At 65.6% G+C, this 20,353-nt stretch carries 25 protein-coding genes; 8 read left to right on the top strand and 17 right to left on the bottom strand.

What is annotated here, in order from left to right:
- Positions 1-170 precede the first annotated feature (170 nt).
- From AC522E_RS20860 to leuD, 5 genes are all read right to left on the bottom strand, one after another.
- The gene (locus AC522E_RS20860; protein WP_500748137.1) at positions 171-1,607 is read right to left on the bottom strand and encodes a serine/threonine protein kinase; all 1,437 of its coding nucleotides are present in this window, start codon (positions 1,605-1,607) and stop codon (positions 171-173) included.
- A gap of 1 nt (position 1,608) precedes the next feature.
- Positions 1,609-2,349 carry a metallophosphoesterase family protein gene (locus AC522E_RS20855; protein WP_500748136.1) on the bottom strand — a complete coding sequence of 247 codons (741 nt, stop codon included), beginning with the start codon at positions 2,347-2,349 and terminating at the stop codon, positions 1,609-1,611.
- Positions 2,350-2,500: 151 nt separating this feature from the next.
- Entirely contained in the window at positions 2,501-3,124 is a 624-nt protein-coding gene (locus tag AC522E_RS20850; protein WP_500748135.1) for a LysE family translocator, read from the bottom strand.
- 7 nt (positions 3,125-3,131) lie between these two features.
- Positions 3,132-4,322, bottom strand: a complete 1,191-nt coding sequence (locus tag AC522E_RS20845) for a lytic murein transglycosylase (RefSeq protein ID WP_500748134.1) — start codon at positions 4,320-4,322, stop codon at positions 3,132-3,134.
- Between the two features lie 101 nt (positions 4,323-4,423).
- Entirely contained in the window at positions 4,424-5,026 is a 603-nt protein-coding gene (gene leuD, locus AC522E_RS20840; RefSeq protein WP_500748133.1) for a 3-isopropylmalate dehydratase small subunit, read from the bottom strand.
- 234 nt (positions 5,027-5,260) lie between these two features.
- Here leuD and AC522E_RS20835 point away from each other — a divergent pair, with 234 nt between their 5' ends.
- From AC522E_RS20835 to AC522E_RS20820, 4 genes are all read left to right on the top strand, one after another.
- Complete coding sequence (locus AC522E_RS20835) at positions 5,261-5,419, top strand: DUF5993 family protein (protein ID WP_500748132.1); 159 nt, start codon at positions 5,261-5,263, stop codon at positions 5,417-5,419.
- 10 nt (positions 5,420-5,429) lie between these two features.
- Positions 5,430-5,975 carry a disulfide bond formation protein B gene (locus tag AC522E_RS20830; protein WP_500748131.1) on the top strand — a complete coding sequence of 182 codons (546 nt, stop codon included), beginning with the start codon at positions 5,430-5,432 and terminating at the stop codon, positions 5,973-5,975.
- 106 nt (positions 5,976-6,081) lie between these two features.
- Positions 6,082-6,402, top strand: a complete 321-nt coding sequence (locus tag AC522E_RS20825; RefSeq protein WP_500748130.1) for a hypothetical protein — start codon at positions 6,082-6,084, stop codon at positions 6,400-6,402.
- A 221-nt stretch (positions 6,403-6,623) separates the two neighbouring features.
- On the top strand, positions 6,624-7,850 hold the full coding sequence (locus tag AC522E_RS20820; protein WP_500748129.1) for a polysaccharide pyruvyl transferase family protein: 1,227 nt from the start codon (positions 6,624-6,626) through the stop codon (positions 7,848-7,850).
- A 78-nt stretch (positions 7,851-7,928) separates the two neighbouring features.
- Here the strand turns inward: AC522E_RS20820 and AC522E_RS20815 are convergent, their stop codons facing one another.
- Together AC522E_RS20815 and AC522E_RS20810 are read right to left on the bottom strand one after the other, a co-directional pair.
- The gene (locus tag AC522E_RS20815; protein ID WP_500748128.1) at positions 7,929-8,336 is read right to left on the bottom strand and encodes a metallopeptidase family protein; all 408 of its coding nucleotides are present in this window, start codon (positions 8,334-8,336) and stop codon (positions 7,929-7,931) included.
- A gap of 12 nt (positions 8,337-8,348) precedes the next feature.
- On the bottom strand, positions 8,349-8,606 hold the full coding sequence (locus tag AC522E_RS20810) for a hypothetical protein (RefSeq protein ID WP_500748127.1): 258 nt from the start codon (positions 8,604-8,606) through the stop codon (positions 8,349-8,351).
- 100 nt (positions 8,607-8,706) lie between these two features.
- Here AC522E_RS20810 and AC522E_RS20805 point away from each other — a divergent pair, with 100 nt between their 5' ends.
- On the top strand, positions 8,707-9,012 hold the full coding sequence (locus tag AC522E_RS20805) for a hypothetical protein (RefSeq protein ID WP_500748126.1): 306 nt from the start codon (positions 8,707-8,709) through the stop codon (positions 9,010-9,012).
- 95 nt (positions 9,013-9,107) lie between these two features.
- Here the strand turns inward: AC522E_RS20805 and leuC are convergent, their stop codons facing one another.
- From leuC to AC522E_RS20790, 3 genes are all read right to left on the bottom strand, one after another.
- Positions 9,108-10,514 carry a 3-isopropylmalate dehydratase large subunit gene (leuC, locus tag AC522E_RS20800; RefSeq protein ID WP_500748125.1) on the bottom strand — a complete coding sequence of 469 codons (1,407 nt, stop codon included), beginning with the start codon at positions 10,512-10,514 and terminating at the stop codon, positions 9,108-9,110.
- Positions 10,515-10,751: 237 nt separating this feature from the next.
- Entirely contained in the window at positions 10,752-11,141 is a 390-nt protein-coding gene (rplS, locus tag AC522E_RS20795; protein ID WP_500748124.1) for a 50S ribosomal protein L19, read from the bottom strand.
- Between the two features lie 124 nt (positions 11,142-11,265).
- Positions 11,266-11,748: an Lrp/AsnC family transcriptional regulator gene (locus AC522E_RS20790; RefSeq protein WP_500748123.1), complete on the bottom strand. Its 483-nt coding sequence runs from the start codon at positions 11,746-11,748 to the stop codon at positions 11,266-11,268.
- Positions 11,749-11,842: 94 nt separating this feature from the next.
- Here AC522E_RS20790 and AC522E_RS20785 point away from each other — a divergent pair, with 94 nt between their 5' ends.
- Positions 11,843-12,754: a DMT family transporter gene (locus tag AC522E_RS20785; RefSeq protein ID WP_500748122.1), complete on the top strand. Its 912-nt coding sequence runs from the start codon at positions 11,843-11,845 to the stop codon at positions 12,752-12,754.
- Here the strand turns inward: AC522E_RS20785 and trmD are convergent.
- The 6 genes from trmD to rpmE all read right to left on the bottom strand — a co-directional run bounded on the left by trmD (position 12,751) and on the right by rpmE (position 17,098).
- Positions 12,751-13,443, bottom strand: a complete 693-nt coding sequence (gene trmD, locus AC522E_RS20780; RefSeq protein WP_500748121.1) for a tRNA (guanosine(37)-N1)-methyltransferase TrmD — start codon at positions 13,441-13,443, stop codon at positions 12,751-12,753. The two genes, AC522E_RS20785 and trmD, sit on opposite strands and share 4 nt — an antisense overlap.
- Positions 13,440-14,141, bottom strand: a complete 702-nt coding sequence (gene rimM, locus AC522E_RS20775) for a ribosome maturation factor RimM (RefSeq protein WP_500748120.1) — start codon at positions 14,139-14,141, stop codon at positions 13,440-13,442. Before rimM ends, trmD begins: the two co-directional genes overlap by 4 nt.
- 6 nt (positions 14,142-14,147) lie before the next feature.
- Positions 14,148-14,510 (bottom strand): 30S ribosomal protein S16, encoded by a 363-nt coding sequence (gene rpsP / locus AC522E_RS20770; protein WP_500748119.1) that lies wholly within the window; start codon positions 14,508-14,510, stop codon positions 14,148-14,150.
- Positions 14,511-14,669: 159 nt separating this feature from the next.
- The gene (ffh, locus tag AC522E_RS20765; RefSeq protein WP_500748118.1) at positions 14,670-16,238 is read right to left on the bottom strand and encodes a signal recognition particle protein; all 1,569 of its coding nucleotides are present in this window, start codon (positions 16,236-16,238) and stop codon (positions 14,670-14,672) included.
- 2 nt (positions 16,239-16,240) lie between these two features.
- On the bottom strand, positions 16,241-16,456 hold the full coding sequence (locus AC522E_RS20760; RefSeq protein WP_500748117.1) for a glutathione S-transferase: 216 nt from the start codon (positions 16,454-16,456) through the stop codon (positions 16,241-16,243).
- A 405-nt stretch (positions 16,457-16,861) separates the two neighbouring features.
- Positions 16,862-17,098: a 50S ribosomal protein L31 gene (rpmE, locus tag AC522E_RS20755; RefSeq protein ID WP_500748116.1), complete on the bottom strand. Its 237-nt coding sequence runs from the start codon at positions 17,096-17,098 to the stop codon at positions 16,862-16,864.
- Between the two features lie 159 nt (positions 17,099-17,257).
- On the opposite strand from rpmE, the gene AC522E_RS20750 reads away from it, so the two are divergent.
- Both AC522E_RS20750 and AC522E_RS20745 read left to right on the top strand, forming a co-directional pair.
- On the top strand, positions 17,258-19,057 hold the full coding sequence (locus tag AC522E_RS20750) for an ABC transporter transmembrane domain-containing protein (RefSeq protein WP_500748115.1): 1,800 nt from the start codon (positions 17,258-17,260) through the stop codon (positions 19,055-19,057).
- Between the two features lie 77 nt (positions 19,058-19,134).
- Positions 19,135-19,317, top strand: coding sequence for a DUF3606 domain-containing protein (locus AC522E_RS20745; protein WP_500748114.1), 183 nt, complete (start codon positions 19,135-19,137; stop codon positions 19,315-19,317).
- Positions 19,318-19,330: 13 nt separating this feature from the next.
- On the opposite strand, the gene AC522E_RS20740 is transcribed toward AC522E_RS20745, so the two are convergent.
- Positions 19,331-20,344, bottom strand: a complete 1,014-nt coding sequence (locus tag AC522E_RS20740) for a peptidoglycan -binding protein (protein ID WP_500750792.1) — start codon at positions 20,342-20,344, stop codon at positions 19,331-19,333.
- Positions 20,345-20,353: the final 9 nt, after the last annotated feature.

The raw sequence follows: 20,353 nt of genomic DNA, 5'->3' as shown, positions 1-20,353 counted from the left end.
CCCTTACCCTGGGTGAGCAGCCTCGGGCTGCGTCTCAAAGCAAGGTTTCGGGAGCACGGGGTGACGCCGCCCTCGCAGGAATGGCGTGGATGGCCAGGGATCCGCCGGGCGGTGACGGGAGGGTTTAGGCGCGCCGACACGAGCTTGGCAAGCCTTTGTCGCGTTGGCCCTTAGGCGAGTGGCGGCGCGGAGCTCGCCCGTTCTCCTCCCGGCCGGCTCTGTTTGGGATTGCGGACGACGGTCACGGAACACGGCGCTTCGGCCACGACCTGCGACGAGACACTCCCGAGATAGCGCCGCAGGGCGGACGAGGCCCGCGCGCCGATCACGATGTGATCGACGTTGTTCCGGCGGGCATAGTCGATCAGCGCCGCCGCAGGATCGGGGGCTTCCAGCACGCTGTAGGTGATTCGCTCCTTCGGAACGTCGAGCGCGGCGCCCCAGTGCTTGAGCCGGATCAGCCGCTGAACGTGGAGGCTGTTGCCCTCTTCGTCCTCGAGAATGTCGATGGCGACGCGTGAGGTCTTGAGGACATTGATGCAGGCGACGCGGGCCCCCGGTTGCAGGGACAGGAAACGCCCAACCAGAACCCGCAGGGAATCGGCCAGATCCTCGCCCTCCGGCGAGAGGTCGACGGCAGCGAGAATGATCGGCGCCCGCGACAGCTGACTGGAGACATTGGGAGCGGCCAGGGGCTTCGCGCAGCGGGCCCTGAGCCAGCGCCTCACGGCCTGCATCCCGCTGTCCTGCCTGAGTCTTTGAGCGCGGTCGGTCAGGGAGACCTGCTCGGGGTTCTCCAGGTCCATGGCGAGCTGGGCCGCGGTCGCATATCGGTCGTTCGGGTCGATCTCCAGGCAGCGCAGGATGACCTCCTGGAGCCATGGCGGGCAATCCGGATTCCGGGCTCGCGGCGGAACCGGGTCCCGCCACAGGCGCCGGCGGATCTGACCGCCCTTGGGCGTGCCATAGGGGCGCTCCCCGGTCACGAAAAAGTACAGCATGACGCCGAGCGCGAAGAGATCGCTGCGCGGATCGCACCGGTCCTGCAGGACCTGTTCCGGGGCCATATAGGGCGTTGTGCCGAAAGGCTGGCGGAACTCCTCGTCGAGAAGATCCGGCAGAAGCTCGTGCCGGGAGAATCCGAAATCGATGAGAACGGCCTCTCCGGTCTCCCGGAACATGACGTTGCTCGGCTTCACGTCCAGGTGGATGACCCGTTGGCGATGGAGGTCGTGGAGGGCACGGGCCACCTTTGCCCCGATCCCGACCACCTCGCTCCAGGGCAGCGGCACCTGCGCAAGGCGCTCCTTGAGCGACGGGCCGGGGATCCGCTCCATGACGATGTAGGGCTGCGGCTCCAGGCCGCCTGCCGCGACGAAGCGGGGGACATGCGGCCCCGAAAGGCGCGGCATGATCATCTGCTCCGTCTCGAAGGAAACGACGGGCAGCGGATTGTCGCTGTCGCCGAGAAGCGGGATCTTCATGATGAGGGGGGTCGGATCTCCGGCGCGCCGCACGATCCAGAGCTGGGCCGTCCCTCCGGTGCCCAGATGCTCCTGGAGCTCGAAGCCGTCGATGACCATCCCCCGGCTGAGGCGCGAGCGCATCCTATCGCCCCTGCTCCAGCCGCTCGGCGAGCTTTTCCGGAAGACCCGCCTCGCGCACCTTGCGCGCCGCCGTGGCGGAGTCGTAAGGCACACGCAGGTAGCGCAGGTTCTGCTGCGCCGTGTCGTAGATGGCGTAGTTCGCGGCCGGAATGCCGTCTCGCGGCTGTCCGACGGCGCCGATCACCGCCAGCCAGGAGCGCGTTGGAAGCAAAGGGATATCGTTGTTGGCCACCGGGGTGAAAGCAGCCACCTTTCCGGTCGTGCTCATGTGGTACAGCATCGGCACATGGACATGACCGCAGAAGGTGATGCGGTTGGTGGCCCGCATGAAATGCCGTGAGGCCTCCATCGGCCCGGACATGTAGTCCCAATTGCCCGGGGCATAGGCGTTGGCATGGACATAGAGAGTGTCCCCCTCCTCGTAAGCCAGAGGGAGATTCGAGAGGAAGTTCCGATGGTCCGGATTCAGCCGGGTGCGCGTCCAGCGAATCGCCTCCCGGGCGATTGCGTTCATGTTTTCGTCGGAGCCGTCGATAGCGGCATCGTGGTTTCCGAGAAGGGCGATGGCGCCCACGTCCGCCAGAGCCATGATCGTCTCCACGACCCACACGGGATCCGCGCCGTATCCGACATAGTCGCCAAGAAAAATGAAGCGATCGACCCCATGCGCCCGCGCATGCGCCAGGCAGGCTGAAAGCGCCTCGCGGTTGCTGTGGATGTCGGTCAGGATTCCGATGAGCATGGGCGGCACTACACCCCAGAATCCCCGGCCGCCGCAATCCATCCGTTAGTGCACCGTCCCGAACCGGCGGTCCAAATCAGTGGAAAGTGGACGGGGACTTTCGCAACATAGGATGCGCTGCTCTAGGCGAGAGGCCTCATGGCTGCGCTCTTCACGCGGGTCTGCGTGTGAAGAGGAGAGCGATGCCGAATGCGACCATGGTCGCACCGGAAAACCGGTTCAGCCAGCCGAAGACGCGCCTGTTACGGCTCAGGGCGCTCAATCTCTGACCAAGCACCGCGTAGAAGAGCACGGCAACCGCTTCGAGCACGAGAAAGATCAGGCCCGTCAGCGCGAAGCTCGTCCAGTAGGACTGAGGCTCGATGAACTGCGGCAGGAAGGCCGTGAAGATCAGGATGGCCTTGGGGTTGCCGATGGCGGTCCAGAATTCCTGCAGGCCGAGGTCCCTCAGGGAGCGCCGGGGCGCGGACTCGATGGAGGCCACCACAGAGCCGGAAGCGCGCAGGATCTTGATCCCCAGCCAGACCAAATAGGCGGCCCCCGCCCATTTGAGGATCGTGAACGCCATGTCCGACGCGGCGAGCACCGCGCCGACACCGAGGGCCGTGAGTCCGATCATCAGCGCGAAGGCGACCAGTCGTCCTCCCGAGGCAAGGATGGCCGTGCGCACCCCCTGCTGCAATCCATAGGTGAGGGACAGAAGGTTGTTGGGGCCAAAGGCCAGGTTCAGGGCAAAGCAGGCTGGAACGAACAGCAACAGACTCGCCAGGGACATCGCAGCATCAGCCTCGCAGCGCCTGCAGGACCTTGCCGCCGGGACGGCCGCGCTGCTCGAGGCCGATCTGGCGCTCCACGTCCTTGATGGCGTCGCGGGTCTTCTGGCCGATCTTGCCGTCCGGCTCGCCGACATCGTAGCCGCGGGCCGTGAGAAGCTTCTGCAACTCGCGGCGCTGGGCGCGGGACAGGGGCGGATCGTCGGTCGGCCAGGCTGCGCGGATGCCGGGCTGGCCCTTCAGGCGGTCACCGAGAAGCGCGATGGCGAGACCATAGGATTCGGCGGCGTTGTAGGAATAGACCGCGTCGAAATTCCTCGTCACGACGAAGGCGGGCCCGTTCGCGCCGGCGGGGATGATGATGCCGGCGGCATAATTGCCGGACAGAGGCCGGCCGTCGACATGGGTAACGCCCATGGACGCCCAGGCCGAGAGCGGCCGCTTGCTCTTGCGGCCGGCCAGCCTCGTGTTGAAGCCGGACGGCAGCCGCACCTCGTAGCCCCAGGGCAGGCCATTCACCCAGCCGGCCTTTTTCAGGAAATTGGCTGTCGAGGACACGGCATCGGGCACGGACATCATGATGTCCCGGTGTCCGTCGCCATCGCCGTCGACCGCGAGGCGCTGGAAGGTGGAGGGCATGAACTGGGTATGGCCGAAGGCCCCGGCCCACGAACCACGCAGGTTGGCGGGGTCGATATCGCCGTCCTGGACGATTTTGAGAGTCGACATCAATTCGCCGGTGAAATACTCGCGGCGGCGCGGCGCGTAGCAGGACAGCGTCGCGAGCGACTGGACCAGGGGCCGCCCGCCGATATCCTTGCCGAAATTGGATTCCACGCCCCAGACACCGGCAATCACGTATCGGTCGACGCCGAAGCGCGCTTCCGCCGCAGCCAGCGCCTGCCCCCACTGGCGCATGGCGGACCGGCCGTCCTGGACCCGCTCGTCGTCGACGAGGGCAGCGAGATAGTCCCAGATCGGCGTCTTGAACTCGGGCTGGTTGTCCATGAGCTCGAGGATCTTCAGGTCCGGCTCGACGCCGCGTGTCGCCACATCGAAAGCCTGGCCGGAAATCCCCTTGGCCGCCGCTTGGCTGCGCAGGGAGGACAGACAGGAGCGGAAATCCGCCTGAGCCGATGCCGGTGCCGCGGCAGCGAGGCCGGCGAGAACGAAGAGAGTGGGGGCAAGAAAGTTCTTCATGCCCGGCACATTGCAGGGAATTTGGTTAATCTTGTGAAAACGGGGCCGGAGCCGCGCTTGGCCCGGCTGCGCGGCCCCGGAATGACCGGCAAAGCCAGTCTCTAGGCCCAGGCGCGCTCGCCGAGCTTCTTCTCGTAGGTGTCGATGGTCTTCGCCTTTTCCATGGTCAGGCCGATGCCGTCGAGGCCGTTGAGCAGGCAATGCTTGCGGAACGGGTCGATGTCGAACCTGACCTTGCCGCCATCGGGACCGCGGATCTCCTGGTTCTCGAGATCGACCGTGAGCGTCGCGTTGGCGCCGCGCTCCGCGTCGTCGAAGAGCTTTTCCAGGTCCTCCGGGCTCACGACGATGGGCAGGATGCCATTCTGGAAACAGTTGTTATAGAAAATATCGGCGAAGCTGGTGGAGATGACGCAGCGGATTCCGAAATCGAGCAGAGCCCAGGGCGCATGCTCGCGGGAGGAGCCACACCCGAAATTGTCGCCCGCCACCAGGATCTGCGCCTTGCGATAGGCCGGCTGGTTGAGCACGAAATCGGGGTTCTCGGAGCCATCCTCACGGTAGCGCATCTCGGAGAAGAGCCCGGTTCCAAGTCCCGTGCGCTTGATCGTCTTCAGGTACTGCTTGGGAATGATCATATCGGTATCGACATTGATGATCCGCAGCGGCGCCGCGACGCTTTCCAGCACAGTGAACTTGTCCATCGTCTTTCCATCCTCGGGCGGCAGATCCGCCGTTGCAGCCTCATATCAAAGGCGCTGCTCCAGGACTAGGCCCAACACGGTCGCGCCCGGACGGTGCTGCCATTGCCGTTCCCGGACAATGGGCGGAGCCGGGTCCGCATTCCCTCACCTCTCCCCCGGAGGAGGAGCGTTGCCGTCGGCATCCTTTCCGTTAAGGAATAAATGCTACAGCGACGGTGCTTCCCGGGGCGGCGCATGGATCAGACAGTTCTTTTTCTTCTCTTCGCGCTGGCGATGCTGACCGGGTGGTTCGGCCACCGGGCCGTCACGCTCGGTCTCTTCGGCCTGTCGCTGGTTCTGAGCGTGGCCGATTACCTGCACCACGCCACCGACAAGCTGCCACTGTCCTTCTGAGGTCGATCCGATGCTGACGCCGCGCCTTGCCGTCACTCTCAATGCCCTCGGCCTCTATGCCGTCGCGTTGATCCTCCTGGCGGCCTTCGTCATGCAGTTCTGGCTGCACGAACTGCCCTGCCCGTTGTGTCTCCTGCAGCGCGTGGCCTTCGCGGGGCTCGCCGTCGGGCCGATCCTCAATGTCCGCTTCGGTCCGAGACCGAGCCACTACGCCCTGTCGCTCCTCGCCGCCCTGCTGGGCGCGGGCATCGCCATGCGCCAGATTCTCCTGCACATCATGCCGGGGGATCCGGGCTACGGCTCCGCCGTGCTCGGCTATCACTATTACACATGGGCCTTTCTGTGCTTCGCCGCCGCGATCCTGCTGATCGCCGCCGTGCTCCTGTCCGACCGGCAGTTCAAGGAGACGGCCGAAGCGCCGCGCATTGGTGCGTTCGAGACGACGGCGGTGTTCCTCGTCATCGCCATCACCCTCGCAAACGTCGTCGGCACGTTCGTCGAATGCGGTCCGAATATCTGCCCGGACGATCCGGTGAGCTATCGTCTCCTCCGATAGGAGCGCGGATCCAATCCAGCCAGAAGGCAAATTTGCCCGTTCGAAACGTTCCGGGTCGGCAGCGGAACTCGACCGGTCGCTCGGCACTCGATCTCGCGCATTCCGGATGGCCCCCTCGAAGACAAGGCTGAAGTCTGGCGGCGGCTACGCTGAAACCGATCCGGATCGTCTTAGTTGGCTTACTGACGGTCAAGCGACAGTAGAATGGTGGAGCGATGCCATGCCGGTGAATGAAAGTCAGATCAGGGGGCTGCAACTCCCCAATACTCTCAAGGTTCCAAGCAATCATGTCGCCCTCGTAATCGGCCATCTTCTCCGCGAGCACTATACGAATATTCCCGAATTGCAGCTTCCGGAGCGCCATAAGGCACTGCTTGAACAGCTCGATGAAGAGGAACGATTGGCGATGAGATCGAGCCTGCGTTAAGCCGGCCCCGGTAGACTCAGCGGCCGCATCCCGTGTCGGCCAGGACGACCTGAAAACAGCAACCATGTCCGAAAACTATTTCGATTTTCGAATTAAATCGTTTCTATTTTCCTGTTAGGAGCATTGTTACTGCGTCAATACAGTCCATGTGATGGATTGATACTTGCCGTCCTCCCCCAGCTTCCATAGAGGTGTTTCTGGAAGCGATGAGGTGAGCGGACATGCTGCAGACAACGACGCTGGAGACGGTGGCCGGACAGGACAGGCCGATCCGGAAGCCGACCTCGGCGCCACGGCGCGTCGCCATGCTCTGGAAAACCCCGTCTCTCGGCCTCTATTCCAATGCCTCGTTCGAGGAGCTTTATACCGGGATCGGGCATAACAATGGCAATCTCGCATTCGTCCATGCGGTCGCAAGCCAGATCGTCAATCCGGTCAAGTTCTATGGGTGGGGTGTCTCCGCAAAGACGTTGCAGGACAACGCGGACATCGTCGTGATCCCCTGTGCCAATCAGCTTGGCCGCCATACGGATTACGGCCGCATGGCCACGAACCTCGAGGAATCGGGGCTGCCCGTCGTTGCCATCGGCCTTGGGGCCCAGGCCGACAGCTACGACCATGACATCGCGCTCAATCCGGGCACGTTGCGATGGGCCCAGGTCATTGCGCGCTCCAATCCGTCCTCGACATCGTCGAACATCTACACGCGCGGCGCCTATACGAGCTCACAACTCGACAAGCTGGATCTCAAAGGCTCGCTGCCGGGCGGCTGCCCGTCCTATTTCATCCATCAGGAGCCTGGGCTGGGCCGCAGGATCGCGGCGCGCTGGAAGCACGTCGCCCTGCCCCGTGCGATCTCCGTCACGGCCGGCCATCAATCCTGGCTGAAGACGCGCGAGATCGAACATCAGCTCATCGGACTGATGATGGATCCCATCGCTCCGGGCCAATACGTCGTCCAATCCATGGGCGAGATGATCAAGGCCTCGCGCGGTCTCTTCGACGCCATCGAGCCTCAGGCCCTGCAAGCCATCCACGACCATACGGTTCCGCACTATTCCGCGGAGGAGTTCAAGGCGTGGTGCCGCAACTACATGCGGTCATTCTATGACGTCCCGGCGTGGATGGACGCCCTTCGCCGCCACGATCTGACGATCGGCTGCCGCTATCATGGCGTCGCCCTCGCATTGCAGGCCGAATGCATGGGCCTGACGGTCACGATCGATTCCCGTACCCGTGAGCTCTGCGAGAACACCGGCGTGCCACATGTCGAGGCCGGCGAACTCGTTGCACCCCTCACACGGACGCGCCTCAGGAACCTGATCAAGTTCGATCCCGATGCCTATGACAGACATCGCGCGCAGGCCGCCGGCGTCTATCGCGACTTCCTCGTTGCCAACCGGCTGGAGCCGGCCGCATTTCTCGAGCGGATCGCGACGGGACGATAGGACGGACGGAATCTCGAAGCAGGAGAATTCGACGCGGCCGCTCCCGGCACAAATCCTCTTCCTTCGACAAGCGGGGCCTCACCCCGCTGCGGCCTCGATCGCTTCCATGTCCTCGTCCGAGAGACCGAAATGGTGGCCGATCTCGTGCACCAGCACGTGGGTGACGAGATCCCCCAGGCTTTCCTCGTGCTCGGCCCAGTAATCGAGGATCGGCCGGCGGTAGAGCCAGACCATGTTCGGGAACTGACCGGTCGCCATCACGGCATGGCCTTGCGCGAGGCCGATGCCGCGAAACAGGCCGAGCAGGTCGAACGGCGTTTCGCATTCCATGTCCCGCAGGGTCTCATCGTCGGGAAAATCCTCGACGCGGATCACAACGCCCTCGCAGAGCTGCCGGAATTCCTGCGGCAGGCGCGCATAGGCCTCGTGCGCGAGGGCCTCGAAATCGGCAATGGACGGCGCGTGCAGGGATGCGAGATGTTTCATGGTCGTAAGGGATCAGAGAAGCCGGAGCTGAACGGCGAGCCAATAGACGAGAACCACGAAGCCGATCACCGACAAGCTGCGTCCGATCCGGCGGCCCCAGAGCTCGACAGGGTCGGTGCCGCCGCCCTCCGCTTCGCCGATGGCATCGCGCCCGCCGAAATGATCCGCCATGCGCCGGCTCATGCGATGGAGGGAGGACGAGCCGATAGTTTCCGTATCCCGCTCAACGCCTTCGAGGATCTTGCGGGATTCTTCCTGCCTGTCGCCCATGAAGCCCTCCTCGCGCATCATCGCCCGCTGACGTTAGGGAACGGGTTGCGAAGCCTGACGTTGTCCGTCCCGACTATCATTTAGCAGAGATGAGGTTCTCATGCGTCAATTTCTCGGAATCCTGGCTGCGGCCGGGCTGGTGGTCTTCGGCTCCGGCGTTGCCTCGGCCCAGGACATGAATGTGCGCGTCGGCCCCGGCGGCGTGAGCATCGAGCGCGACCATTATCGTCCTGGCTATCGCGAGCGTGTCATCGAACGGCGGGTGGTCGAGCGTCCGGCCCGGTCGCGCACCGTGTGCCGCACGGTGATGCGCGAGCATGTCCGCCCGAGCGGCGTGGTCGTTCGTCGCCCGACGGAGGTGTGCCGCCAGGTCGTCGGCGGCGGACGTCGGGTTTACGTCGACTAAGCCTCGCTCCCCTTCACAACAAAAAGCGGCGACCCATCCGGATCGCCGCTTTTTGTTGTGTCGTGAATCGGCCAGTCCCCGGGTCAAGCCCGGGCTCAAGCCCAGCTGCGGATATCCACGAACCGTCCCGCGATCGCCGCCGCCGCCGCCATGGCCGGGGAGACGAGATGGGTGCGGCCCTTGAAGCCCTGGCGGCCCTCGAAGTTGCGGTTCGAGGTCGAGGCGCAGCGCTCCTGCGGGGCGAGGCGATCCGCGTTCATGGCGAGACACATGGAGCAGCCAGGCTCGCGCCACTCGAAGCCGGCGGCCTTGAAGATGCGATCGAGGCCTTCCGCTTCCGCTTGCATCTTCACGATGCCGGAGCCTGGGACAATCATGGCGTTGACGGTTTCCGCCACGCGCTTGCCCTCGACGACCTTCGCGACGGCGCGCAGGTCTTCGATCCGGCCATTGGTGCAGGAGCCGATGAACACCCGGTCGAGGGCGATGTCGGTGATCTTCTGGCCTGGCTTGAGGCCCATGTAGTCGAGAGCGCGCCACTTGGAGCGGCGCTTGTTCTCGTCCGCGATGTCGTCCGGGTTCGGAACCGCGCCCGTGACCGAGATCACGTCCTCCGGCGAGGTGCCCCAGGTCACGATCGGCGGCAGGTTCGCAGCATCGAGGCGGATTTCGGAATCGAAGAAGGCGCCCTCGTCCGAGCGCAGGGTGTCCCAGTAGCGCAGGGCCGCCTCCCAGGCGTCGCCCTTCGGCGTCTTGGGGCGGTCCTTCAGATAGGCGTAGGTCTTCTCGTCCGGGGCGACCATGCCGGCGCGGGCACCGCCCTCGATCGACATGTTGCAGACCGTCATGCGGCCTTCCATGGAGAGCGCCCGGATGGCCTCGCCGGCATATTCGATCACATGGCCGGTGCCGCCGGCAGTGCCGATCTCGCCGATGATGGCGAGGATGATGTCCTTCGCCGTGACCCCGGCGGGCAACTGCCCGTCCACGGTCACGCGCATGTTCTTGGCCTTCTTCTGGATCAGGGTCTGCGTGGCGAGCACATGCTCCACCTCCGACGTGCCGATGCCGTGGGCGAGCGCCCCGAAGGCGCCATGGGTCGAGGTGTGGCTGTCGCCGCAGACGATGGTCATGCCCGGCAGGGTGAAGCCCTGCTCCGGCCCGACCACGTGCACGATGCCCTGGCGGGTGTCGCGCTCGTTGTAGTATTCGACGCCGAATTCCTCGGCGTTGTGGGCGAGGGTCTCCACCTGCATGGCGGATTCAGGGTCGTCGATGCCCTTGGAGCGGTCCGTGGTCGGCACGTTGTGGTCGACCACCGCCAGGGTCTTGCCCGGCTGGCGCACCTTCCGGCCAGCCATGCGCAGACCCTCGAAGGCCTGTGGACTCGTTACCTCATGGACGAGGTGGCGGTCGATGTAGAGGAGGCACGTCCCATCATCCTGCCGGTCGACGACATGCTCGTCGAAGATCTTGTCATAGAGGGTGCGGGGGTCTGCCATGGTTTCTCTCGATCCAACATACGCCAAAAGAGTACGGTCGGGTGTTTAGCCGGTCTCGCGGACGACGAAAAGGCGTCCCGGGAGCGCACGGCGTTGAAATCAATGCATAGCGGGCAAGCCGCGCCACGCAACAAAATTTTTAGAACGCCGCGATAGCCTGGAGCTGGCCTAAGCCAGATAAGCAAAAAGCGCGGCTTTGGACCGCGCTTTCCTGAATTCGCTGTTCGCGAAAGCCGCTTACTTGGCGGCGGAAGCGGCGTCGCTCTTGTCCTGACGCTCGGCGCGCTCGGCGATACGGGCGGACTTACCGCGACGGTCGCGCAGGTAGTAGAGCTTGGCGCGGCGGACGGCGCCACGGCGCACGACCTTGATGGAATCGATCATCGGCGAATAGATCGGGAAGACGCGCTCGACGCCCTCGCCGTAGGAAATCTTGCGGACGGTGAAGCTCTCGTGGAGGCCGCCACCGGAGCGGGCGATGCAGACGCCTTCATAGGCCTGCACGCGGGAACGCTCGCCTTCCTTCACCTTGACGTTGACGATCACGGTGTCGCCGGGCTGGAAGTCCGGAATGGTCTTGCCGAGTTTGGCGATCTGCTCTTGCTCGAGCTGCTGAATGAGGTTCATGTCTAAACTCCTGCCGTTGCATGGCCTCGAGCGATCTCGGGACCTGCGGGATTTCGGCGTCCTGTTGTGAATTGCGGGCGGCTATACAGGAGTTCCCGGGCTTTGTCGATGGGCAATCACTGCCTCACGGGATGGCCAGAGGCGGAAGCCTGCGCTTGACCGGCGTGGCCTTGACGATGGAGGTGCTCGTCTGCGCCCGCTGGGCGATCTTGTCGAGGATCGGGTCGAGCTCGTCGATGCTGCGCAGGACATAGCGGGCGATGTAGCAGTCGTCCCCCGTGACCTTGTCGCACTCGATGACCTCCGGGCTCTCGGTCAGGAGTTTCTCGACCATGTGAAGCTGGCCCGGCAGGGGCCTGACGCGCACGATGGCGGTGAGAGTATAGCCCAGGGCCCTGGGGTCGAGATCGACCGTGTAGCCGTTCACCAGACCGGTCTCCTCGAGGCGGCGCAGCCGTTCCGCGATGCTCGGCGCCGACAGGCCGACGGCCCGGGCCAGATCGGCCAGGGACAGGCGGGCATTGGCCGCCAGGGCCTCGACAAGCGCCCTGTCGACGTCATCGAGCACCGGACTTTCATTTCGAAGCCTTTTTGACGAGAGAGCCATTGCTTCAAAACCTCTTTCCGACTTTCGCCTTACAACTCCAAGGTACGCCTCGCTGCTCCGCCGGTAAAGTCATGCCGGATCACAGGAGGCTCCAATGACGGGACGGGCAGAGCGCGGCGGTTGGCTGGAAATGGTAGGCGCCATGGCGATGTCGGGCACCATCGGCTTCTTCGTCATCGAATCCGGACAATCGATCTGGAACGTGGTGTTCTTCCGTTGCCTTTTCGGCGCGTTCGGCCTCCTGGCCTATTGCAGTTGGCGCGGGCTTCTCCTTCCCTGGCGCTTCACCCGGACGACGTTCCTTCTGGCCCTCCTGGGTGGGGCCGCCATCGTGCTGAATTGGGTCCTGCTGTTCTCGGCCTACGCGCTGACCTCCATTTCCATCGCCACGGCCGTCTACAACATGCAGCCCTTCTTCCTGATTCTGCTGGGCATGGTCCTGTTCGGCGAGTATCCGAGCCGCGACGCCTGGGGCTTCATTGCCATCGCCTTCGCGGGGCTACTGATGGTGGTGAAGATCGACGCCACGGGCTTCTCGCTCGCCGGCGGCTATCTCGCGGGCCTCGGCCTCGCGCTCGGCGCCGCCGGTCTCTACGCGGTCACGTCCATCGTCGCCAAGCATCTGAAGGAGATCCCGCCGCACCTGATCGCACTGGTGCAGGCAGTCCTGGGCACGCTGATGCTGGCGCCGTTCGCCGATTTCTCGGCCCTTCCCTCCCGGGAGATCCAGTGGCTCTATCTCGCGATCCTCGGCGTCGGACATACCTGCATCATGTATATCCTGCTTTATTCCGCCATTCAGAAATTGCCCACGGCGCGCGTCGCGGTTCTGTCCTTCGTCTATCCTGCGGTTGCGATCCTGGTCGATTATGTCGCCTATGGGCGCGAGCTTGCCCCGGCCCAGTGGGCCGGCATCGCGCTGATTCTGCTTGGCAGCGCAGGCGTCAATCTCAAATGGAAGCTCCGTCTGAGCCGGCCCTTGCGGCCGCTCGCGGCGGGGGATTAAGCGCCGGGCCTGTCCAGCAGGTCCGGCCGGCGCTCCCTCGTGATCCTCTCCGCTTCTGCCCGCCGCCACTTCTCGATGGCGGCGTGGTTGCCGTTGAGCAGGACCTCGGGGATCGGCCGCCCCTCCCATTCGCGGGGGCGCGTATATTGCGGATATTCGAGGAGATTCCCCTCGAAGCTCTCCTCATGGCCCGAGGCTTCCTTGCCCATGACGCCGGGAAGAAGCCGCACGCAGGCGTCGAGCAGGACCAGGGCGGCGATCTCGCCGCCCGAGAGCACGTAATCGCCGATGGAGACCTCCTCGAGGTTGCGTCCTTCGATCACCCGCTCGTCGACCCCCTCGAACCGGCCGCACACGATCACCACGCCCGGACCGGCCGCGAGGTCGCGCACACGACCTTGAGTCAACGGTTTGCCCCGCGGGCTCATGAGCAGCTTCGGACGCGGGTCGTCCGGCGCCACCGCCGCGTCCAGTGCCGCCGCCATCACGTCGCAGCGCAGGACCATGCCGACGCCGCCGCCCGCCGGGGTGTCGTCCACGTTGCGATGCCGGCCCAGCCCATGATCGCGGATGTTGCGCGCCTCCAGAGACCAGACGCTCCGCGCCAGCGCGTCACCGGACAGCGAGAGGCCCAGCGGTCCGGGAAACATTTCGGGGTAAAGGGTGAGGATCGTCGCGCTGAACGTCACGCTTCGTCCTCGGGTCCGGGACGAGCGCGTGCGAAAAAGTCCTCCGGCAGCGCGGCGACGACGCGCCTGGCGGCGATGTCGACCACCGGAACGAAGGCCTTCGTGAACGGCAGCAGCGCGGTCGCGCCGGTCGCTGCGGACTTGATGTCGAGAAGATCGCCGCCGCCGTAGTTCGGCACGGCGACGATGGTGCCGACCGCCGCGCCGGCCTCGTCCTCGACCGCGAGGCCGATGAGATCGGCGAGAAGAAACTCGTCTTCCTCCTCGGGTGGAGGAAGCTTGCTGCGCTCGACGAAAAGCGGGACGCGGTTCAACGCCTCCGCCGCTTCGCGCGAGGAAACGCCGTCGATGCGCGCGATCAGCATGTCGGGCGCGGCGCCCCCGGCGGGGCGGACGCTTTTCAGGGCAAGCTTTCGGCCCTGGGCCGTGACCAGCGGATTGTAGGTCGCAATCGCCGCCGGATCCCCTGTGAAGGATTTCAGCCGCACCTCGCCCCTGAGGCCATGGGCGCGGCCGAACTCGCCGACGAGGACGAGATCGTCCCGCGGTGTGTCGCCTCTCCCAGGGGGAGAGGTCGGACCGGAGGTCCGGGTGAGGGGTGAGGGCTGTCCGGAAAGGACACGCCCCTCACCCGCCGCACTCGCATGCGTCGACCCCTCCTGTCGGGAGGGGTGATGGCGCTCACCCTGTCTCCGCATAGGCGCTTACGCAGCCTCGCCTTCGGCAGGAGCGGCGGCCGCGGCGGCCTTCGCCTCGGCGCGCTCCTGGGCCTTCTTGCCCGGAACCGCCTTCTGCGGGTTGTTGCGCGGCGAACGCTTCAGGAGGCCGGCGGCGTCGAGGAAGCGCAGGACGCGGTCGGTCGGCTGGGCGCCCTTGGCGAGCCAGGCCTGGACCTTCTCGGTGTCGAGAATGACGCGGCCGGCGTCGTCCTTCGGCTTCATCGGGTCGTAGGTGCCGACCTTCTCGATGAAGCGGCCGTCGCGCGGGGAGCGCGAATCCGCGACGACGATGCGGTAGTAGGGACGCTTCTTCGCGCCACCACGGGTCAGACGGATCTTGAGGGACATGGGTTTCTCCTTATCAGTGTCCTTCGATCAAACCTCTCCCCGTCATTCCCGCAAAGGCGGGAACCCATAACCGCTGACGGCACCGGATCGGAAACCGGCAGGGTTATGGATCCCGGGCTCCGCTGGCGCGGCCCCGGGATGACGGCGAATATCAGAAACTCACTTCTTCTTGCCTCCGAACGGAGAGCCGCCGATGCCCGGCAATCCGGGAATCTTCGGCCCGCCGAGACCGGGGAGGCCCGGCATGCCCTTCGGCATTGGCGGAAGTCCGCCGGCGCCGCCCGGAAACTCGGGCAGCTTGCCGCCCATCTGCTTCTGCAGCGCCTCGATCTGCTCAGGCGTGGGCTGGGGCATGCCGCCCATTCCACCCATGCCGCCGCCCCCGAGGCCGAACATCTTGCCCAGCGCGCCGGCCATGCCCTTGCCCTTGCCGCCGCCCATCATCTTCATGACGTCGGCCATCTGGCGGTGCATCTTCAAGAGCTTGTTGATGTCCTCGACCTTCATGCCCGAGCCCGCCGCGATGCGCTTCTTGCGCGAGGCCTTGAGGATGTCGGGATTGCGGCGCTCGGCCGGGGTCATCGAGTCGATGATCGCGCGCTGGCGCTTGATGACCTTGTCGTCGAGATTGGCGCTCTCGAGCTGCGCCTTCATCTTGGCGATGCCAGGCATCATGCCGAGCATGCCGCCGATGCCGCCGATCTTCTCCATCTGGGCCAGCTGGTCGCGCAGATCCTCCAGGTCGAACTTGCCCTTGCGCATCTTCTGCGCCAGGGCCATCGCCTTCTCCTGGTCGATGTTCTCCGCCGCCTTCTCGACGAGGGAGACGATGTCGCCCATGCCGAGGATGCGGTTGGCGACGCGGGAGGGATGAAACTCCTCCAGCGCGTCCACCTTCTCGCCGGTGCCGACGAGCTTGATCGGCTTGCCCGTCACGGCGCGCATGGAGAGCGCCGCGCCGCCACGGGCATCGCCGTCCATTCGGGTCAGCACGATGCCGGTGACACCGAGACGCTGGTCGAAGGCGCGGGCGGTGTTGACCGCGTCCTGGCCGGTGAGCGCGTCCGCGACGAGGAGCACCTCGTGCGGGCCCGTGGCCGCCTTCACGTCGGCGGCCTCCATCATCAGGCCCTCGTCGACGGTGACGCGGCCGGCGGTGTCGAGCATCACCACGTCGTAGCCGCCGAGGCGCGCCGCCTCCATGGCGCGGCGGGCGATCTGCACCGCCGACTGGCCGGCCACGATGGGCAGGGTGTCGACGCCGACCTGCTTGCCCAGGACGGCGAGCTGCTCCATGGCCGCCGGGCGGCGGGTGTCGAGGGACGCCATGAGGACGCGCCGCTTGTCGCGGTCGGTCAGGCGCTTGGCAACCTTGGCGGTGGTGGTGGTCTTGCCCGAGCCCTGGAGACCGACCATGAGGATGCCGACCGGCGGCGCCGCATTGAGGTCGATGATCTCGGCCTGGGCGCCCAGCATCTCCACGAGCTGGTCATGGACGATCTTGACCACCTGCTGGCCCGGCGAGACCGACTTGATGACCTCGGCGCCGACGGCACGGGCCCGCACCTTGTCGGTAAAGGAGCGCACGACTTCGAGCGCCACGTCGGCCTCGAGCAGGGCGCGGCGCACCTCGCGCAGGGCCGCGTTCACGTCCTCTTCCGTCAGCGCGCCGCGGCGCGTCAGCGAATTGAGGATCGTGGAAAGCTTGTCGGAGAGGCCTTCGAACATGATCAATCCAATCCTTTTGCGATGAGAGGAACATCGCGTGCGGCGAGGGCCTTTTCAAAGTGCTCGACGGCGGCCTCGAACTTGTCGCGGCAGCCTGGGTTGCAGAAGCCGACGACCGCACCGCGATAAAGGGTGAGCGAGTCCGCCGCGATCGGCTTTCCCGACCACGGGCAGGTCTCGTTGACCGCATCCTCGATGCGCAATGCGTCGTCCGACATCCGTATCCCTCTCGGCCAAAGCCCAAATGAGAACGCGCCCGAGGGCGCATCGCGCTGTCGGGCGTTGACCTCCAGCCTCTCGGGCTGGGCGGCGGCTCATGGGCTCGCTCTACAGATTTGAGGGCAGCACGTAAGAGAGAAACACGGCAAAGTCAAGGAAAGGTGGCATCCCGGGAGGGCACGGCCTGCCCACCCGGCGATTCCGGACGGTGCCCCCCACGGTGGCCGGCATGATCCTCGCCCTCACAGGCGCAGTCCCCGGATCCCGACCGTCGCCCGGACCCGGCCCGCAGGGCATTTTCGGGAGCACCGGGGGTGCGGCATCCTGTCTGGTCAAAACGAAAAGCCCCGCCGAAGCGGGGCTTGTGCCGTCGGGGCCATAAGACCCAGAATGCGTAAAACGGCTTACTTCTTGCCGAACGAAATATTGCCGAACTTCGAGTTGAAGCGCGACAGACGGCCGCCGCGGTCGAGCAGCTGCTGCTGGCCGCCGGTCCAGGCCGGATGGGTGTTCGGGTCGATATCGAGGTTGAGCGTATCGCCCTCTTTGCCGTAGGTAGACCGGGTGGTGAACTCGGACCCGTTGGTCATCACGACCTTGATGAAGTGGTAATCGGGGTGATCGGTTTCTTTGCGCGCCATTGCCATATCCTCTTGCGGTCCGCCAGCCTGGTGCCCGCAGCCTGTAATCGAGCCTGTCTTGAAAGGTTGCGGGCCTATACCTTACTTGGAACCCTGAAACAAGCCGGGACAAGGAACCCAGCCCCTTGAGCGCCCGACGTCCCGGAAACGATATCTGATATGGCCTCTGACCCAGACGGTTCGCAACGTCCCAAAGCCGCCCTGAGCGCTCTCAGGCCGCTCGTCCCCTACGCGCTCGCCTACAAGGGCCGGATCCTGGCAGCGCTTGCCGCGCTCATGGTCGCCTCCGCCACGACCCTGGCCATGCCGATCGCGGTCCGGCGGGTGATCGACCTCGGCTTCACCGATCAGGGCCGAGGCCTCATCGACGCCTATTTCGGCGTCCTGCTCCTCGTCGTCGGCATCCTCGCTCTCGCCAGCGCCTCCCGCTATTATTTCGTCATCACCCTCGGCGAGCGCGTGGTGGCGGATCTGCGCTCCGCCGTCTTCCGGCACCTTACCGCCCTTGATCCGGCTTTCTTCGACCAGACCAAGAGCGGCGAGATCGTCTCCCGACTCACCGCCGATACCACCCAGGTCAAGGCGGCCTTCGGCGCCAGCATCTCCATTGCCCTGCGCAACCTCTTTCTCTTCTTCGGGGCCGCGGCCCTGATGATCGTGACGAGTCCCAAGCTCTCCGCGTTGGTTCTTCTCGCAATTCCCGTGATCGTCCTGCCCCTGGTCATCTCCGGCCGGGCCGTTCGCCGCCGCTCCCGGGCGGCGCAGGACCGGCTCGCCGACGCCTCGGCCTACGCCGCGGAGGCCGTCGGGGCCGTGCGGACCATGCAGGCGTTCGGCATGGAGACTTCCACGGCACGACACTTCGCGGAGGCCGCGGAGGAGGCGTTCGATGCGGCCCGCCTGTCCACGACCATGCGGGCCTTCCTGACCGGAATTGGACTTTTCCTCGTCTCCGCCAGCGTCGTTGGCGTCCTCTGGTATGGCGCACAGGACGTGATCGCCGGCACCATGAGCGCCGGCCAGCTTTCCCAGTTCGTGCTCTACGCGGTGTTCGCCGCGAGCTCGCTCGGCCAGCTTTCCGAGGTCTATGGCGAGCTTGCGCAGGCGGCGGGCGCGGCCGAGCGCCTGGGCGAGATCCTGGCGGCAGAGCCCGCCATCGAGGCCCCGGCCCATCCCAGGGCGCTTCCGGAGCCGCCCCTCGGAACGATGGCCTTCGAGAACGTGCACTTCTCCTACCCGACCCGGTCCGGACAGCGGGCCCTTCACGGCCTGAGCTTCCGGGTGGCGGCGGGCGAGCGGGTCGCCATCGTCGGTCCTTCGGGCGCCGGCAAAAGCACGGTCCTCCAGCTTCTCCTGCGGTTCTACGATCCGCAGCAGGGCGCCATCCTCGTGGACGAGGTACCGGTGAGGGAGGCCGATCCACTCGCTCTGCGTCGCCGGATGGCGCTCGTGCCGCAGGAGCCGACGGTGTTCGCGGCGAGCGTCCTCGACAACATCCGCTACGGGCGCCCCGAGGCCACGGAGGCGGAGGTCCGCCACGCGGCCGAGCTCGCCTCGGCCGACGGGTTCATCCGTGCCCTGCCGCAGGGCTACGCGACGCAGATCGGGGAACGGGGCGTCACCCTCTCGGGAGGGCAGCGCCAGCGCCTCGCCATCGCCCGCGCCATCCTGAAGGACGTGCCGATCCTTCTTCTCGACGAGGCGACCTCGGCGCTGGATGCGGAAAGCGAGAAGAAGGTCCAGGCGGCTCTCGACCGGCTGATGCAGGGGCGGACGACCCTCGTGATCGCCCATCGTCTCGCCACCGTGCGCTCTGCCGACCGGATCCTGGTCATGGACGGCGGCCGGATCGTGGAGGAGGGCACCCATGACAGCCTTCTCGCCGCCAGCGGCCTCTACGCCCGTCTCGCCCATCTCCAGTTCACGGACGAGGGCGGCCGTGCCCAGGCGGCGGAATAGGCGGATCGAACCGTAGGAGTTTCCGGAAGTTGAAGAGAGGCCGGGAGGTACCCGGCCATGCTTCAGGGAGACTGGAAATGACGGACGACATGAGCAAACGGCATCCGCAGGATGCCTCCCGGATCAACATCCACGAGGACTGGGAGGTCCGCTACTGGACGGGCAAGTGGAACGTGTCCCGCCAGCAGCTCATGGATACGGTCAGGCGCGTCGGCGTCCAGGTGGCCGATGTGGCCAAGGCGCTCGGCAAGACACGGTAAGACGAGGCGACGGTCAGCGCTCCGTCAGCTTCAGCTCGATGCGCCGGTTCCGGGCATAGGCCTCCTCCGTCGTGCCCAGGTCGATGGGCTGGAACTCGCCGAACCCGGCCGCGAGCAGATGCTGGGGCTGGACGCCGCGCGATGCGAGGGCCTGAACCACGGCGATGGCGCGGGCGGCCGACAGGGCCCAGTTCGACGGAAACTGCGACGTCGCGATCGGGCGGGAATCCGTGTGGCCGTCGACCCGGACCACCCAGGGAATGTCCGGCGGAATCTGCTTCTGCAGTTCGACGAGGGCGCTGGCGATGCGGTCGATCTCGTCCGAAGCCTCGGGCTTCAAGGTGGCCTGGCCCGCGGGGAAAAGCACTTCGGACTGGAAGACGAAGCGGTCGCCGACAATGCGCACGTCCGGACGGTTGCCGAGGATCTGGCGCAGCCGGCCGAAGAAGTCGGAGCGATAGCGAGCCAGTTCCTGGACCCGCTGCGCCAGCGCCACGTTGAGGCGGCTGCCGAGATCGGCGATCCGGGCCTGGCTTTCCTTGTCGCGACTCTCCGAGGCGGCGAGCGCCTCCTCCAGCGCCGCGAGCTGGCGGCGCATGGCCGCAATCTGCTGGTTGAGGATTTCGACCTGGCTGAGGGCACGGCCTGTCGCCTGGCGTTCCGCGTCGAGGGCTGAATTCAGCTCGCTCGCCCGCGCCTGCGCGTCGCCGCCGCTGTCGATCAGGCTCTGAAGACGCGCCCGGTCCATCTCGGCGGCCTGGAGCGTGCTCTGCAACGCGTTGAGGTTCTCCTCCGTGGTACGACGGCTCGATTTCTCGAGGGCAAGGAGGTCGGTCAGCTCGGCGATCTGGCGGTTCAGGCGGTCGAGGACAGTGTCGCGGCTCGACAATTCCCTCGACAGAAAGAACTGCCCGACCATGAAGACCGAGATCAGGAAGACGATGGACAGCAACAGGGTCGAAAGCGCGTCGACGAAGCCGGGCCAGTAGTTGAGCTGCCCCTGGCGTCCACGCCGACGCCCTCCCATGCTGGAGGT

Source organism: Microvirga sp. BF8 (genome assembly GCF_059888585.1).
Note: the sequence above shows the minus strand (reverse complement) of the source record. Positions and strands in the feature narration are given on the sequence as shown.

Bases quoted from the DNA above. Each gene is read 5' to 3' on its own strand.
- AC522E_RS20860 (WP_500748137.1), bottom strand. From the start codon at position 1,607: ATGCGCTCGCGCCTCAGCCGGGGGATGGTCATCGACGGCTTCGAGCTC.
- AC522E_RS20855 (WP_500748136.1), bottom strand. From the start codon at position 2,349: ATGCTCATCGGAATCCTGACCGACATCCACAGCAACCGCGAGGCGCTT.
- AC522E_RS20850 (WP_500748135.1), bottom strand. From the start codon at position 3,124: ATGTCCCTGGCGAGTCTGTTGCTGTTCGTTCCAGCCTGCTTTGCCCTG.
- AC522E_RS20845 (WP_500748134.1), bottom strand. From the start codon at position 4,322: ATGAAGAACTTTCTTGCCCCCACTCTCTTCGTTCTCGCCGGCCTCGCT.
- leuD (WP_500748133.1), bottom strand. From the start codon at position 5,026: ATGGACAAGTTCACTGTGCTGGAAAGCGTCGCGGCGCCGCTGCGGATC.
- AC522E_RS20835 (WP_500748132.1), top strand. From the start codon at position 5,261: ATGGATCAGACAGTTCTTTTTCTTCTCTTCGCGCTGGCGATGCTGACC.
- AC522E_RS20830 (WP_500748131.1), top strand. From the start codon at position 5,430: ATGCTGACGCCGCGCCTTGCCGTCACTCTCAATGCCCTCGGCCTCTAT.
- AC522E_RS20825 (WP_500748130.1), top strand. From the start codon at position 6,082: ATGGCCCCCTCGAAGACAAGGCTGAAGTCTGGCGGCGGCTACGCTGAA.
- AC522E_RS20820 (WP_500748129.1), top strand. From the start codon at position 6,624: ATGCTGCAGACAACGACGCTGGAGACGGTGGCCGGACAGGACAGGCCG.
- AC522E_RS20815 (WP_500748128.1), bottom strand. From the start codon at position 8,336: ATGAAACATCTCGCATCCCTGCACGCGCCGTCCATTGCCGATTTCGAG.
- AC522E_RS20810 (WP_500748127.1), bottom strand. From the start codon at position 8,606: ATGGGCGACAGGCAGGAAGAATCCCGCAAGATCCTCGAAGGCGTTGAG.
- AC522E_RS20805 (WP_500748126.1), top strand. From the start codon at position 8,707: ATGCGTCAATTTCTCGGAATCCTGGCTGCGGCCGGGCTGGTGGTCTTC.
- leuC (WP_500748125.1), bottom strand. From the start codon at position 10,514: ATGGCAGACCCCCGCACCCTCTATGACAAGATCTTCGACGAGCATGTC.
- rplS (WP_500748124.1), bottom strand. From the start codon at position 11,141: ATGAACCTCATTCAGCAGCTCGAGCAAGAGCAGATCGCCAAACTCGGC.
- AC522E_RS20790 (WP_500748123.1), bottom strand. From the start codon at position 11,748: ATGGCTCTCTCGTCAAAAAGGCTTCGAAATGAAAGTCCGGTGCTCGAT.
- AC522E_RS20785 (WP_500748122.1), top strand. From the start codon at position 11,843: ATGACGGGACGGGCAGAGCGCGGCGGTTGGCTGGAAATGGTAGGCGCC.
- rimM (WP_500748120.1), bottom strand. From the start codon at position 14,141: ATGCGGAGACAGGGTGAGCGCCATCACCCCTCCCGACAGGAGGGGTCG.
- rpsP (WP_500748119.1), bottom strand. From the start codon at position 14,510: ATGTCCCTCAAGATCCGTCTGACCCGTGGTGGCGCGAAGAAGCGTCCC.
- ffh (WP_500748118.1), bottom strand. From the start codon at position 16,238: ATGTTCGAAGGCCTCTCCGACAAGCTTTCCACGATCCTCAATTCGCTG.
- AC522E_RS20760 (WP_500748117.1), bottom strand. From the start codon at position 16,456: ATGTCGGACGACGCATTGCGCATCGAGGATGCGGTCAACGAGACCTGC.
- rpmE (WP_500748116.1), bottom strand. From the start codon at position 17,098: ATGGCGCGCAAAGAAACCGATCACCCCGATTACCACTTCATCAAGGTC.
- AC522E_RS20750 (WP_500748115.1), top strand. From the start codon at position 17,258: ATGGCCTCTGACCCAGACGGTTCGCAACGTCCCAAAGCCGCCCTGAGC.
- AC522E_RS20745 (WP_500748114.1), top strand. From the start codon at position 19,135: ATGACGGACGACATGAGCAAACGGCATCCGCAGGATGCCTCCCGGATC.
- AC522E_RS20740 (WP_500750792.1), bottom strand. From the start codon at position 20,344: ATGGGAGGGCGTCGGCGTGGACGCCAGGGGCAGCTCAACTACTGGCCC.